The 13,455-nt window shown below is 69.5% G+C and carries 16 protein-coding genes; 9 read left to right on the top strand and 7 right to left on the bottom strand.

Translation table 11 applies throughout. The annotated features are described in order from the left end of the window. Positions 1–25: 25 nt before the first annotated feature. The 4 genes from CAL24_RS01390 to apaG are packed head-to-tail and all read right to left on the bottom strand — an operon-like array spanning position 26 to position 3,714. Positions 26–832 carry a DsbC family protein gene (locus CAL24_RS01390; RefSeq protein WP_028354530.1) on the bottom strand — a complete coding sequence of 269 codons (807 nt, stop codon included), beginning with the start codon at positions 830–832 and terminating at the stop codon, positions 26–28. Between the two features lie 18 nt (positions 833–850). Next, positions 851–2,020, bottom strand: coding sequence for a UbiH/UbiF family hydroxylase (locus CAL24_RS01385; RefSeq protein WP_094805525.1), 1,170 nt, complete (start codon positions 2,018–2,020; stop codon positions 851–853). Further along, positions 2,017–3,303, bottom strand: a complete 1,287-nt coding sequence (mltA, locus tag CAL24_RS01380) for a murein transglycosylase A (protein WP_028354528.1) — start codon at positions 3,301–3,303, stop codon at positions 2,017–2,019. The genes CAL24_RS01385 and mltA overlap by 4 nt, the downstream gene beginning before the upstream one ends. 36 nt (positions 3,304–3,339) lie before the next feature. Further along, entirely contained in the window at positions 3,340–3,714 is a 375-nt protein-coding gene (apaG, locus tag CAL24_RS01375) for a Co2+/Mg2+ efflux protein ApaG (RefSeq protein ID WP_028354527.1), read from the bottom strand. Positions 3,715–3,819: 105 nt separating this feature from the next. Here apaG and rpe point away from each other — a divergent pair, with 105 nt between their 5' ends. The 7 genes from rpe to CAL24_RS01340 all read left to right on the top strand — a co-directional run bounded on the left by rpe (position 3,820) and on the right by CAL24_RS01340 (position 9,672). After that, positions 3,820–4,551, top strand: coding sequence for a ribulose-phosphate 3-epimerase (rpe, locus tag CAL24_RS01370; RefSeq protein ID WP_028354526.1), 732 nt, complete (start codon positions 3,820–3,822; stop codon positions 4,549–4,551). A gap of 15 nt (positions 4,552–4,566) precedes the next feature. After that, positions 4,567–5,280, top strand: a complete 714-nt coding sequence (locus CAL24_RS01365; RefSeq protein ID WP_028354525.1) for a phosphoglycolate phosphatase — start codon at positions 4,567–4,569, stop codon at positions 5,278–5,280. A gap of 213 nt (positions 5,281–5,493) precedes the next feature. Continuing rightward, positions 5,494–7,014 (top strand): anthranilate synthase component I, encoded by a 1,521-nt coding sequence (gene trpE / locus CAL24_RS01360; protein WP_094805524.1) that lies wholly within the window; start codon positions 5,494–5,496, stop codon positions 7,012–7,014. 70 nt (positions 7,015–7,084) lie between these two features. Continuing rightward, positions 7,085–7,651, top strand: coding sequence for an aminodeoxychorismate/anthranilate synthase component II (locus tag CAL24_RS01355; RefSeq protein ID WP_028354523.1), 567 nt, complete (start codon positions 7,085–7,087; stop codon positions 7,649–7,651). A gap of 15 nt (positions 7,652–7,666) precedes the next feature. After that, positions 7,667–8,698 carry an anthranilate phosphoribosyltransferase gene (gene trpD / locus CAL24_RS01350; protein WP_028354522.1) on the top strand — a complete coding sequence of 344 codons (1,032 nt, stop codon included), beginning with the start codon at positions 7,667–7,669 and terminating at the stop codon, positions 8,696–8,698. Further along, a complete protein-coding gene (trpC, locus tag CAL24_RS01345) occupies positions 8,695–9,483 on the top strand; it encodes an indole-3-glycerol phosphate synthase TrpC (RefSeq protein WP_094805523.1) in 789 nt (262 codons plus the stop codon). Before trpD ends, trpC begins: the two co-directional genes overlap by 4 nt. A gap of 30 nt (positions 9,484–9,513) precedes the next feature. After that, the gene (locus tag CAL24_RS01340) at positions 9,514–9,672 is read left to right on the top strand and encodes a hypothetical protein (RefSeq protein WP_094805522.1); all 159 of its coding nucleotides are present in this window, start codon (positions 9,514–9,516) and stop codon (positions 9,670–9,672) included. A gap of 2 nt (positions 9,673–9,674) precedes the next feature. Here the strand turns inward: CAL24_RS01340 and CAL24_RS01335 are convergent, their stop codons facing one another. From CAL24_RS01335 to CAL24_RS01325, 3 genes are read right to left on the bottom strand one after another with little or no spacing between them, the layout of a single operon-like run. Further along, the gene (locus CAL24_RS01335; protein ID WP_094805521.1) at positions 9,675–10,430 is read right to left on the bottom strand and encodes an SDR family oxidoreductase; all 756 of its coding nucleotides are present in this window, start codon (positions 10,428–10,430) and stop codon (positions 9,675–9,677) included. Positions 10,431–10,451: 21 nt separating this feature from the next. After that, entirely contained in the window at positions 10,452–11,075 is a 624-nt protein-coding gene (locus CAL24_RS01330; protein ID WP_094805520.1) for a 2-hydroxychromene-2-carboxylate isomerase, read from the bottom strand. Then, positions 11,072–11,332, bottom strand: a complete 261-nt coding sequence (locus CAL24_RS01325) for a DUF2917 domain-containing protein (RefSeq protein WP_249278457.1) — start codon at positions 11,330–11,332, stop codon at positions 11,072–11,074. Before CAL24_RS01325 ends, CAL24_RS01330 begins: the two co-directional genes overlap by 4 nt. A gap of 129 nt (positions 11,333–11,461) precedes the next feature. On the opposite strand from CAL24_RS01325, the gene CAL24_RS01320 reads away from it, so the two are divergent. Beyond that, positions 11,462–12,376 carry a LysR substrate-binding domain-containing protein gene (locus tag CAL24_RS01320; protein ID WP_028354517.1) on the top strand — a complete coding sequence of 305 codons (915 nt, stop codon included), beginning with the start codon at positions 11,462–11,464 and terminating at the stop codon, positions 12,374–12,376. Between the two features lie 47 nt (positions 12,377–12,423). Beyond that, on the top strand, positions 12,424–13,428 hold the full coding sequence (locus CAL24_RS01315) for an MBL fold metallo-hydrolase (RefSeq protein WP_028354516.1): 1,005 nt from the start codon (positions 12,424–12,426) through the stop codon (positions 13,426–13,428). Positions 13,429–13,455: the final 27 nt, after the last annotated feature.

The raw sequence follows: 13,455 nt of genomic DNA, 5'->3' as shown, positions 1-13,455 counted from the left end.
GTCGGTGTTCACGGGCGGTCTCCGGTCATTGGCCCAGGCGGGCCTGGATCATCTCGAGCGGCGCGGCGCCGTTCAGCCGGCTGCCGTCCTGGAAGAAAATGGCGGGCGTGCCGCGCACCATCAGCTTCTGGCCCAGCGCCAGCACTTGCTGGACGGGGGTCTCGCATTCGGCGGTGGCGGGCGTCTTGCCGTCCAGCATCCAGTCCTGCCAGGCCTGGGCCGGGTTCGCCGCGCACCAGATGTCGCGCGACTTGGTGTGCGAATCGGGCGCCAGGATCGGGTACAGGAAGGTATAGATGGTGAGGTTGTCGACCCCGCGCAGCGTCTTGTGCAATTGCTTGCAATAGCCGCAGTTGGGGTCCTCGAAGATCGCGATCTTGCGCGAGCCGTCGCCGCGCACCTGCTTGACGGCCAGGTCCAGCGGCAATTCGTCGAAGGACACCGAGCCGAGCTTTTCCTGCCGCTCGCGGGTCACGTCGCGACGGGTCATGGCGTCGATGAGCGGGCCTTCCATGACCCAGGTGACTTTCTCGTCGGTGTAGATCAGGTCGCTGCCGATCTGGACTTCGAACAGGCCATAGGGCGTGCGCCGCACCGCGGTCACGCTGAGTTCGGTGAAGCGCTGCTCGAACCGCTCCTTCACGGCCTGCGCGGCGGGATCGGCCGCCGCGCCGCTGGACACGGACCTGGCCGCCGGCGCCTGGCCGCCGGCCGAGGTGGAATAGACCTGACCCTGGCCGCCGGCCGGCGCCTGCGCCCATGCGCCGCAGGCCCAGGCCAGGCTGGCGGCGCACAGCGGGCCGGTCAGCAGCGCGGAAATACGGAAACTCATTGGTGCTCCTTGGGGGCCTCAGTTGCGCGAGGCCCCGTCTATCAGTTGGCGCTTCAGGAAAGGCGAAGCGTCGACCCATTGCATGCCCGCGTTGCGCAGCCATGCCAGCGGCGCGGCGCGCGCGCCGAACAGGCGGTGCAGCCCATCGGTGGCCAGGCGCATGGCGAATACCGATTCGGCGCGCGCCCGCTGGTAACGGCGCAGCACGCGTGCGTCGCCGGCCGGACGATACGATTCGCGGCCCGCCACCACGCGGGCCAGGGCCTCGACATCGCCCAGGCCCAGGTTGAGGCCCTGGCCGGCCAGCGGATGCACGCGGTGCGCCGCATCGCCGGCCAGCGCAATGCCCCGGCCGGTCATGCGGGCCTGCTCCAGCGCCAGCGGGAAACCGTGCAGCTTGCCGCGCATGCGCAGCCGGCCCAGGCGGCCGTGCGCGGCGTGGGCCAGTATCTGTTCGAGCCGCGCCGCCTGCTCGTCGGGCGCGAGCGCCTGCAGGGCCTTGGCGTGCGCATTGTGCATGGACCAGACCATCGACACCTGCGGCCCGGCGGAGGTGTCCGGCAGCGGCAGCAGGGCCAGCACGCCGTCGTCGCGGAACCACTGGAACGCGGTGCCATGGTGGGGGCGCTCGGCATCCAGGTGCGCCACCAGCCCGGTGTCGTCGTACGGCGTCGAAGCATGCGGAATGCCCGCCGCCGTGCGCAGCGGCGAGGCGGCGCCGTCGGCGCCGACGAACAGCTCGGCCTGCAGCCATTCGCCGGAACTGGTCTCGACCGCGCCGTCGCGCCAGCCGACGCAGCGTTCGGTCAGCCAGGGAATGCCGAACATGCGCACCGCCTGCACCAGCACCCGCTCGATCTCGCCCGACTCGACGATCCAGGCGAGCTGGGCCTGGGCCGCCTGCCAGGCGTTGAGGTCGACCCGGCCATCGGCGTCGCCGTGGATTTCCATCGCCTGCACCGGCATGATGCGCGCCGCGGGCATGGCGTCCCAGACGCCCAGTTCGGCCAGGAAGCGCTGGCTGGCCGGAGAAATGGCGTAGACCCGCGGATGATAGGCGTCCGGGTCGGCCGCCGGCACCGTGACCGCCGGCGCCAGCAAGGCCACCCGCTGGCCGCGGCGGGCCAGCGCCAGCGCGCTGGCCAGGCCGACGATGCCCGCGCCGCAGACGACGATCTGGTGCTTCATCGCGCGCTGGGCTCCCCGGCCTGCTTGGGCCACAACAGCCACATCTGGCCGCGCTGCTTCATGCGCCCGGCCTGCGCGCCGGCCTCTTCGCCGAAGCCCCAGTAGAAGTCGGCGCGCGCCGCGCCCTTGATGGCCGTGCCGGTGTCCTGGGCGAACACCAGGCGCTGCAGCGGCCGCTCGGAGGCGGGCCAGGTGGTGGACAGGTAGACCGGCGCCCCCAGCGGCACGAAGCCGGCATCGACCGCAATGGAGCGCTGCGGGGCCAGCGGGATGCCGTAGGCGCCCTTGGGGCCGAGTTCGGGATCGACCACGGCTTCTTCGCGGAAGAACACCACGGCCGGATTGGCGTTGAGCATTTCCTGCACGCGTCCCGGATTGCGCTGCGCCCAGGCGCGGATGTTCTGCATCGACGCCTGGTCGGCGCGCAGCTCGCCCTGGGCGATCAGCCAGCGCCCGATCGACGCGTAGGGCTGGCCGTTGTGATCGGCGTAGGCGACGCGGATGGTAGTGCCGGCATCGGGGCCGTCGGCCAGCAGGACCCGGCCCGAGCCCTGCACTTGCAGGAAGAAGTTGTCGACCGGATCGTCCACCCAGGCGATGACCGGCGGCCGCTTGCTGGAGGAATCGATGGCGGCGCGGGTGTCGTACGGCACGACGCGCTTGCCCACCAGCTTGCCGCGCACGCGCTTGCCGGCCAGTTCCGGGTACACCGCGCCGAGGTCGATGGTGAGCAGGTCGTCGGGCACCGCGTAGAGCGGCCACTGGTACGGGCCGCCCTGGCGCCGCGAGCCGCGCACCAGCGGCTCGTAATAGCCGGTGACGGTATTGGTGGCGGGCCGGTTGTCCGCCCCGTTGACGCGCCACGGCTGCAGGTGGGCCTGCAGGAAGCGCCGCACGCCGGCGGCGTCGGAGGGCGCCTGGGCCGGATCGGCGGCGGCCGCGCAGACCGGCTGCCAGGCGCGCGGCGTGGCGCGGGCCGGCGCGGCCAGATTGCCCGTGGTCGGCCGCATCAGACCCTTGCAGTTGCGCAGGAACAGCGGCCACAACTGGGAGAGATCGTCGCTGCTCCAGCCCGGCAGCTCGGCCCAGGCGGCGCGCTGGTAGCGGCCGGCCAGGCTGCGCGGCGGCGTGTCGGGCAAGGCCGACAGCGGCGGCACCACCAGGGGCCCGCTGACCGACGGCGTGGCCGGCGCGCCGGCCGGGCCGGGTTCTTGGGGGATTTCCGACAGGGCGCACGCCGCCAGCAGCGGCGGCAGGCACAACAAACTGAGAAGACGCTTCATGGGCAACGGGAAGGAATCGGTGGCTCGTCAGGGCCGTCAATGCAGGGTGCGGGGCATCGCCAGCAGGAACTCGGCGATCGGCACCTCGAAGGGAATGCCGTTCTCGCCTACGCAGTGGTAAGTGCCGCGCATGGTGCCGACCGGCGTCTTGAGCGGACAGCCGCTGGTGTATTCGAAGGTTTCGCCCGGCGCCAGCAGGGGCTGCTGGCCCACCACCCCCAGGCCGCGCACTTCCTGGACGCGCTGGTTGCCATCGGTGATGATCCAGTGGCGGCTGATGACCTGGGCGGGGTGCTCGCCGGTATTGGTGATGCGCACGGTATAGGCGAACACGTACTGCTGTTCGGCGGGATCGGACTGCTCCGGCACGAAGCGCGGAGCCACGGAGACGGTCAGGTCGTACGGTTTCACGGGCCTTTCCCGGTGGGGCACGAAGGCGGTTGAGCGGCGCCGCGCGGCCATTCGGGCGCCGCAGGGCGGCATCCAGGGCGCGGCAAACTACAATAATGGCACATTATGCCCGCGGAAACCCCGATCATCATGCCCTCCCCGTCCCCGGCCGCCACGCGCATCGCCCCCAGCATCCTGTCCGCCGACTTCGCCCGCCTGGGCGAGGAAGTCCGCAACGTCGTCGCCGCCGGCGCCGACTGGATCCACTTCGACGTCATGGACAACCACTATGTGCCCAACCTGACCATCGGGCCCATGGTGTGCGCCGCCATCCGGCCGCACGTCGAGGTGCCCATCGACGTGCACCTGATGGTCGAGCCCGTGGACGAGCTGGTCCCCCAGTTCGCCAAGGCGGGCGCCAATATCATCACCTTCCACCCCGAGGCTTCGCGCCACGTGCACCGCACACTGTCGCTGATCCGCGACCATGGCTGCCAGGCCGGGCTGGTCTTCAACCCGGCCAGTTCGCTGGAGGCCATGGACCACGTCATGGACCTGCTGGACGTGGTGCTGCTGATGTCGGTCAACCCGGGCTTCGGGGGCCAGAGCTTCATTCCCGCCACCCTGCACAAATTGCGCGACGCCCGCGCGCGCATCGACCGCTGGATGCAGGCGGGCGGCCAGCCCATCCTGCTGGAGGTGGACGGCGGGGTCAAGGTCGACAACATCGCCCGGATCCGCGCGGCCGGCGCCGATACCTTCGTGGCCGGCTCGGCCATTTTCGGCCAGCCCGACTACGCGGCGGTCATCCAGGCCTTGCGTGGCGAAATCGCCAAGGCCGGCGCCCAGGCCTGTTGACCCCCGAGACCCGCCATGACGACTTTCCAAGCCGTGCTGCTGGACCTGGACGGCACCCTGCTCGACTCCGTCCCCGACCTCGCGCACGCCGCCAATGCGATGCGCATCGAACTGGGCATGCCGGCGCTGCGCGAAGACGTGATCGCCACGTTCGTGGGCAAGGGCGTCGACAACCTGGTGCGCCGGGCGCTGGCCGGCTCGCTGCAGGCCGCCGACCCCGAACCGGCCGAGTTCGCGCGCGCACGCGACTCTTTCTATCGCCACTATCACCTGGTCAACGGCGACAAGGCCGCCGTGTTCGATGGCGTGATAGAGGGCCTGAAGGCCATGCGCGACCAGGGCCTGAAACTAGCCGTGGTGACCAACAAGCCCACCGAATTCACCCTGCCGCTGCTGCAGCGCACCGGGCTGGCCGGCTTTTTCCAGGAAGTGGTTTGCGGCGATACCTGCGCCCGCCGCAAGCCCGATCCGGACCAGATGCTGCATGCCTGCGAGCGCCTGGGCGTCGCCCCCGCCCAGGCGGTAGCCATCGGCGACTCCATCAACGACGCCCAGGCGGGGCGGGCGGCCGGCATGCACGTGCTGGCCGTGCCGTATGGTTACAACGAAGGCCAGGACGTGCACGGGCTCGATGTCGATGGTATAGTTGCCAGCATTGCCGAAGCCGCCCAGTGGATCGCCCTCTGGAACGCCGACCGCAAGCAACCATTTACCGCACCCGTCAAATGAACGCTCGCCCCTCGAACCAAATGCGCAACGCCTCGTGGCGTTGGTGGCGTTTGTCTTCCGGGTGGCGATGATTCCCTTCCCGGCCCTGGACGCACCTGCCGCCTAGCGCCGAAGCTGTACCGAACAGCGCCAAAGCCCGGACCAACGACTGGACCGGGCTTTTTCGTTGTGGCGTGCCCGGTCCGTAGACCCGAAAACCCTACGAGACCCCACATGACCGAGATCGAATTCAACGCACTGGCCGCTCAGGGATACAACCGCATTCCCCTGGTGGCCGAGACCTATGCCGACCTGGACACGCCGCTGGCGATCTACCTGAAACTGGCCCACAGCGGCCCGCAGGGCGGCCGCATGAGCTGCCTGATGGAATCGGTGGTGGGCGGCGAGCGCTTCGGCCGCTATTCCTTCATCGGCCTGCCGGCGCGCACGGTGATCCGCGCCAGCGGCACCACCACGGAAGTGCTGCACGACGGCCAGGTCGCCGAGACGCACGAAGGCGACCCGCTGGCCTTCATCGAGCAATACCAGAACCGTTTCAAGGTCGCCCTGCGGCCCGGCATGCCGCGCTTCTGCGGCGGCCTGGCGGGCTATTTCGGCTACGACACGGTGCGCCACATCGAGCCGCGCCTGGGACCGGCGCGCAAGCCCTTCCCGGCCGGCATGGACGGCGGCACGCCCGACATCATGCTGATGCACGTGGACGAGCTGGTCATCGTCGACAACCTGGCCGGCCGCACCTACCTGATGGTCTATGCCGACCCGACCAAGCCCGAGGCCTATACCCGCGCGCAGCGCCGCCTGCTGGAGCTGCGCAGCCGCCTGCGCCGGCCGGTGGAAATCCCGTACAGCCACGCCAGCATGCAGACCGAGGAGCGGCGCGACTTCGCCAAGGCAGATTACCTGGCGGCCGTGCGCCGCGCCAAGGAGTACATCGCCGCCGGCGACCTGATGCAGGTGCAGGTGGGCCAGGTCATCGCCAAGCCATTCCGCGACGCGCCGCTGTCGCTGTACCGCGCGCTGCGCTCGCTGAACCCCTCGCCCTACATGTACTTCTGGAATTTCGGCGACTTCCAGGTGGTGGGCTCGTCGCCCGAGATCCTGGTGCGCCAGGAACAGATCAATGACAACGGCGCGGCCAAGTCGCAGGTCACCATCCGCCCCCTGGCCGGTACCCGCAAACGCGGCGCCACGCCCGAACAGGACCTGGCGCTGGCCGACGAGCTGCGCGCCGATCCGAAGGAGATCGCCGAACACGTGATGCTGATCGACCTGGCGCGCAACGATGTGGGCCGCGTGGCCGAAGTGGGCTCGGTCAAGGTGACCGACACCATGACCATCGAGCGCTATTCGCACGTGATGCACCTGGTCTCGAACGTGGCCGGCAATCTCAATCCCGGCATGAGCAGCATGGACGTGCTGCGCGCCACTTTCCCGGCCGGCACGCTGACCGGCGCGCCCAAGGTGCGCGCCATGGAGATCATCGACGAGCTCGAGCCGGTGCGGCGCGGCATCTACGGCGGCGCGGCAGGCTACCTGAGCTATGGCGGCGAAATGGACGTGGCCATCGCCATACGCACTGGCGTGATCAAGAACGGCATGCTGTACGTGCAGGCCGCCGCGGGCATCGTGGCCGACTCGGACCCGGAACTGGAATGGGCCGAAACCGAGGCCAAGGCGCGGGCGGTGCTGCGCGCCGCCGAACAGGTGCAGCATGGCCTGGACGACCCGATCTGAACCACGTGCCGCTTGATCCCAACCCGTGCGCTGAACCGCGCGAACGCGTAACCGACTCCGCAGGTGCCTCATGCTATTGATGCTCGACAACTACGATTCCTTTACCTACAACCTGGTGCAATACTTCGGCGAGCTGGGCGAAGACGTGCGGGTGGTCCGCAACGACCAGACCAGCGTCGATGAAATCGCCCGCATGGCGCCCGAGCGCATCTGCGTGTCGCCCGGCCCCTGCTCGCCGGCCGAGGCGGGCATCTCGGTGGCGCTGATCCAGCGCTTCGCCGGGCAGGTGCCCATCCTGGGCGTGTGCCTGGGCCACCAGGCCATCGGCGCGGCCTACGGCGGCGATATCGTGCGCGCCCAGCAGATCATGCACGGCAAGACCGTGCAGATCGCCCACCGCGGCACCGACATCTTCGCCGGCCTGCCCTCGCCCTACACCGCGATCCGCTACAACTCGCTGACGATCGCGCCGGACACCCTGCCCGACTGCCTGGAAGTGACCGCCACGGCGCCCGATGGCGACATCATGGGCATCCGTCACAAGACCTTGCCGCTGTACGGAGTACAGTTCCATCCCGAATCCGTGCTGAGCGAGCATGGCCACGACCTGCTGCGCAATTTCCTGAATATCCGATAAGAGGGGAGATCCACCATGACTATCACCGCCACCGAAGCGCTGACCCGCTGCATCGAGCACCGCGAGATCTTCCACGACGAAATGCTGCACCTGATGCGCATGCTGATGCGCGGCGAGATGTCGCCGCAGATCGCCAGCGCGCTGATCATGGGCCTGCGCGTCAAGAAGGAAACCGTTGGCGAGATCACCGCCGCCGCGCAGGTCATGCGCGAATTCGCCACGCCGGTCGTCACGCCCAACCCGCGGGACCTGCTCGACATGTGCGGCACCGGCGGCGACGGCAGCCATACGTTCAACATCTCGACCACCGCCATGTTCGTGGCCGCCGCCGCCGGCGTGCCGATCGCCAAGCATGGCGGGCGCAGCGCCTCGTCGTCGTCGGGCAGCGCCGACGTGCTGGAGGCGCTGGGCGCCAACCTGGCGCTTGATCCCGACCAGGTGGCCGAGTGCATCCAGGCCACCGGCATCGGCTTCATGTTCGCCCCCGCCCACCACAGCGCCATGAAGAACGTGGCGGCGATCCGCAAAGAGCTGGGCGTGCGCACCATTTTCAACATCCTGGGGCCGCTCACCAACCCCGCCGGCGCGGCCAACCAGCTGATGGGCGTGTTCCACCCCGACCTGGTGGGCATCCAGGTACGCGTCTTGCAGCGCCTGGGCTCGCGCCACGTGCTGATCGTGCACGGCCGGGACGGCATGGACGAGGCTTCCCTGGGGGGCGCCACCATGGTGGGGGAACTGAAAGACGGCGAAATCCGCGAATATGAGATCCATCCTGAAGACTACGGGCTCTCGATGGTGTCTAATCGAGGCATCAAGGTGGCCAACCGCGAGGAATCGCGTGAACTCGTCATGCAGGCGCTGGACAATGTCGAGGGGGTGGCCCGCGACATCGTCGCCCTGAATGCGGGCCTGGCCATCTACGCTGGCAACAAGGCCGACAGCGTCGAGCAGGCCCTGGCGCTGGCCTTTGAAACGATTGCTAACGGCTCGGCCCGCGCCAAGCTGGAAGAGTTCTGCGCATACACCCGGAAATTCTTGAAATGAACGACATCCTCGCGAAGATTCTCGCCGTCAAGGCCGAGGAGATCGCCACCGCCCGCCAGATGCGCAGCGAAGCCGAACTGCTGCGCGAGGCGCAGGCCCGGCAAGACGTGCGCGGCTTCGCCCAGGCGATCGAAGACAAGATTTCCCAGGGTAAAGCCGGCGTCATCGCCGAGATCAAAAAGGCTTCGCCCTCCAAGGGCGTGCTGCGGGAAGACTTCGACCCCGCCGCCATCGCCGCCACCTACGCGGTGCATGGGGCCGCCTGCCTGTCGGTCCTGACCGACGTGCAGTTCTTCCAGGGGTCGCACGACAACCTGCGGCGCGCGCGCGCGGCCTGCCCGCTGCCCGTGCTGCGCAAGGACTTCGTCATCGATCCCTACCAGGTCATCTCGGCGCGCGCCATGGGCGCCGATTGCGTGCTGCTGATCGTGGCCGCGCTGGCGCCCGCGCAGCTGCGCGACCTGGAAACCCTGGCCATGGAGCTGGGCATGGACGTGCTGGTCGAGGTGCACGACGCCAAGGAGCTGGACGTGGCGCTGAGCCTGAAGACCCCCCTGCTCGGCATCAACAATCGCAATCTGCGCACATTCGAGACGCGCCTGCAGAACACCCTGGACCTGCTGCCCCACATCCCCGCCGGCAAGCGCGTGGTCACCGAAAGCGGCATCCTGGCGCCCGAGGACGTCAAGCTGATGCGCGACCACGACGTCCACGCGTTCCTGGTGGGCGAGGCCTTCATGCGCGCCCCCGACCCGGGGGTCGAGCTGGCGCGGCTGATGGGCTGAGGGCGCGCCGGTCCTTTCCGGAGAAATGCCATGAAACCGATACTGGCCCTGTTCACGCTGGCAATGGCGCTGGCCGGCTGCGCCGGCGGCGGCCACCAGCCCGGCCCGCCGCATCCCGGCGCCGTCAACCCCTACAGCAACGGCGGCTTCCATGACGCCGGGCCCAACTACCCCGACACCGGACGCTAGGGCTATTTCCCGCCCGACACCTCGATGAACGAGCCGGTGGTGTAGCCGGCCTCGTCCGAGAAGAACCACATGACGGCGCCCGCCACTTCCTGGACGGTGCCGCCACGCTGCAGCGGGATCGAGCTCGCCAGCCGATCGACCCGCCCGGGCTCGCCGCCGCTGGCGTGCATGTCGGTATAGATGGTGCTCGGGCGCACCGCATTCACGCGGATGCCGTCGCCGGCCACTTCCTTCGACAAACCGATGGTCAGCGTGTCGAGCGCGCCCTTGGAGGCCGCGTAGTCGACATACTCGCCGGGCGAGCCCAGCCGCGCGGCCACCGACGACACATTGACGATGGCGCCGCCGCGCCCGCCGTGGCGCGGCGCCATGCGGCGCACGGCCTCGCGGCAGCACACCAGCGCGCCGACCACGTTGGTCTGCAGGATGCGCGCCACGCGCGCGGCATCCATGTCTTCCACCCGCATCTGGGTTTCCAGCACCCCGGCGTTGTTGACCAGCGCATCGACGCGCCCGAGTTCGCGGTCGACCGTCTGGAACAACTGCACGATCTGCGCCTCGTCGGCCACGTCGGCGCCGACCGCGATGGCGCGGCCGCCGTCGGCCTCGATGGCGCGCACCACCTCATCGGCCGCGTCGCGGCGATTGCGATAGTTGACGCAGACCGCATAGCCGCGGCGCGCGGCCAGCAGGGCAACGGCCGCGCCGATGCCGCGGCTGGCGCCGGTGACGATCATGACTTTGTCGGATTGGGGCATGCGCAGCTCCTTGGTGATTGATCAGGCTTGCGCCGCGGGGCCGCGCGCGGCCCACTCCAGCGCGTCTTCGAGGCGGTCGTTGCCCCAGAACATCTCGTTGCCCACCATCAGGCTGGGCGCGCCGAAGATGCCCAGTTCGCGGGCGCGGTCGACTTGCCTGCGCAAGGCTTCCTTGGTCGATTCCTGGCGGGCCTGCGCGATCAGCGCCGGGCCGTCCAGCCCCAGGCCGGCCAGCAGGCCGGCCACCACGTCTTCGTCCTGGATATCGCGGTCGTCGACGAAATTGGCGCGGAATGCCGCCAGGCAGAAGTCGCGCCCCCAGGGCTGGTCCTGGCCCAGCAACGCCACGCGGGCCGACAGCACGCTCATACGCGGGAATTGGCTGGGACGCCGGTAGGCGATGCCGTACTTGTCGGCCAGGCGGGCGATGTCGCGCATCATGTAGGCGCCCTTGCCCGGGAACAGGCGGAATGGCGTGTCGTTCCAGCCCTGCGCCTGGAAAATCGGCCCCAGCAGGAACGGCCGCAGCACAACGGCCACGCCGGCCTGGCGCGCCAGCGGCTCGACTCGCTCGATGGCCAGGTAGCTATAGGGACTGGCGAAATCGAACCACATTTCGCAGGACGAGACGGACGGCGCATTCATTCGGCGGGCTCCAGGATAAGGGCGACCCGCGCGTCGGGCAGGCCGCTCAAGACGATATCGCGATTGCCGCGCACCTGCACGGCCTGGCCGGCGCCCAGGACGTGATCCTCGCGGCAGCGGTACTGCGAGACCCACAGCGTGCCGGACTCGCACAGGATACGCATGCCCGGCGCCGGCCTCAAGCGCACGGCGGCGCGCCCGGGCAGCGCCAATGACATTCCCGGAATGCAATACAGGCGGATCGCGGCATCGGTCATGGCGGCTCCCGGACGGGGCGCGGCAGGCGGGCTGCGGCGCTAAGAATCGGTCAATCTGTACCTAATTGGACGCCGTGCAGGTACTATTGCTCAAGCGATTTCCACGCCGCATTCACATGCGCCACAGGAATGTCACTTCCCTTATCCAAACTGCCGCCCCTGGATCTCGTGCGCGGTTTCGTGGCGGTAGGCCGGCGCATGAGCATCACCGCCGCGGCGGCCGACCTGCACCTGACACAGTCGGCGGTCAGCCGGCAAATACGCGCCCTGGAAGCGCACCTGGGCGTGACGCTGCTCGAACGCGGCTTCCGCTCGGTCGCGTTCACATCGGAAGGCGCGCGGCTGTTCCGCCTGGCTGACCCCTGGCTGACCCAACTGGGCGAGCTGGCCGGCCAGTGGCGGGCGCCGGATCGCCGCACTCCGGTCACGATCACCACCACCATCGGCGTGGCCTCGCTGTGGCTGCTGCCGCGCCTGGGCGATTTCCAGGCCGCGCATCCCGCCATCGACGTGCGCGTGGCGGCCGACAACCGGGTCCTGGACATCGAGCGCGACGAGGTGGACATCGCCATCCGCTACAGCCCGCGCGAGGCCGCGCCCGAAGGCGCGCTCTGGCTGTTCGGCGAAGCGGTGGCGCCGGTCGCCCATCCGTCGCTGGGCATCGCCCGGCTCGATGCCGCCAGCCTGGCCGGCCAGGTCCTGCTGGAATTCGACGATCCGACGCGCCCATGGCTGCAGTGGTCCGACTGGCTGGCGGCGCACCGGCTGGACCGCGTCCAGCCGCGCGGCATGCTGCGCTTCAACCAATATGACCAGGTCGTGCACGCCGCCCTGGCGGGCCACGGCGTGGCCCTCGGCCGGCTCGCGCTGATCCAGCCGCTGCTGGCGGACGAACGCCTGATGGCGGTGGGCGACACCTGGCCCGACGCAGCGCGCCACGCTTACTGGATGATCCGGGCCGTCCGGCCGCGTTCGGCGGAGGTGGATACGGTGGCGCGCTGGCTGGCCAGCCAGGCGCGGGCCACGGCGCACGCGCCAGCCTGAATCGCGCTATCCTCGACGCACTCCCCGCCCTACATGGAAACCGCATCATGTCTTTTCCGGCCCGTCTTTCGCCGCGCCGCGCGCTGGGCGCGCTGAGCCTGTCCGCCGCCCTGCTGGGCGCCTGTGCCGCGCCGGCGCTGGCCGCCGCCCCGCAGCAGACCGCGCAGGCTCCCGGGTTCTACCGCATGGCGCTGGGCGACCTGATCGTCACCGCCCTGTACGACGGCTACGTCGACCTGGATCCCGCCATTTTGAGCGGCGCGTCCGCGCAGGACATCCAGAGCCTGCTGGCCGCCATGTTCGTGGCCACCGAACCGGGCATGCAAACCGCGGTGAACGCCTACGTCATCCAGAACGGCAAGCAGGTCGTGCTGGTGGACACCGGCGCGGGGCCGTGCATGGGCGCCACGGCCGGCGGGCTGGCCGGCAACCTGCGCGCCGCCGGCTTCGAGCCCGCCCAGGTGGATGCGGTCCTGCTGACCCACTTGCATCCGGACCACGCCTGCGGGCTGCTGACGGCCGAAGGCACGCCGCTGTTTCCCAATGCCGATGTGTACGCCTCGCGCGCCGAAGCCGACTTCTGGCTCAGCACGACCGTGGCCGCGCAGGCGCCGGCCGATGTCCAGCCGTTTTTCAAGATGTCGCGCGACGCCGCGGCCCCGTACCAGGCCGCCGGCAAGTTCCTGACCTACCAGCCGGAAGATAATCTGCTGCCCGGCGTACGCGTGGTATCGACCCCGGGCCATACGCCAGGCCATGTTTCGTACTTGTTCAGCTCCGGCAAGCAGAGCCTGCTGGTGTGGGGCGATATCGTGCACAACCACGCGGTGCAGTTCGCGCGTCCGGAGATCGCCATCGAGTTCGACGTGGACAGCGTCCAGGCCGTGGCGACGCGCAAGAAGATATTCGCCGAGGCGGCGCGCGACCGGCTCTGGGTGGCGGGCGCGCACCTGCCGTTCCCCGGGCTGGGCCACGTGCGCGCCGACGGCAAGGGCTACGCCTGGGTGCCGGCGGAGTACGCGCCGTTGCGCGCGCGGCCGGCCAAGCCGTAGCACGGCCGGCCGCGCGCAAGCTGCTGC

The sequence above is a fragment of the Bordetella genomosp. 2 genome, from assembly GCF_002261345.1.
GTDB lineage: Bacteria > Pseudomonadota > Gammaproteobacteria > Burkholderiales > Burkholderiaceae_B > Bordetella_A.
This window is presented reverse-complemented; position numbering and strand designations above follow the sequence as displayed.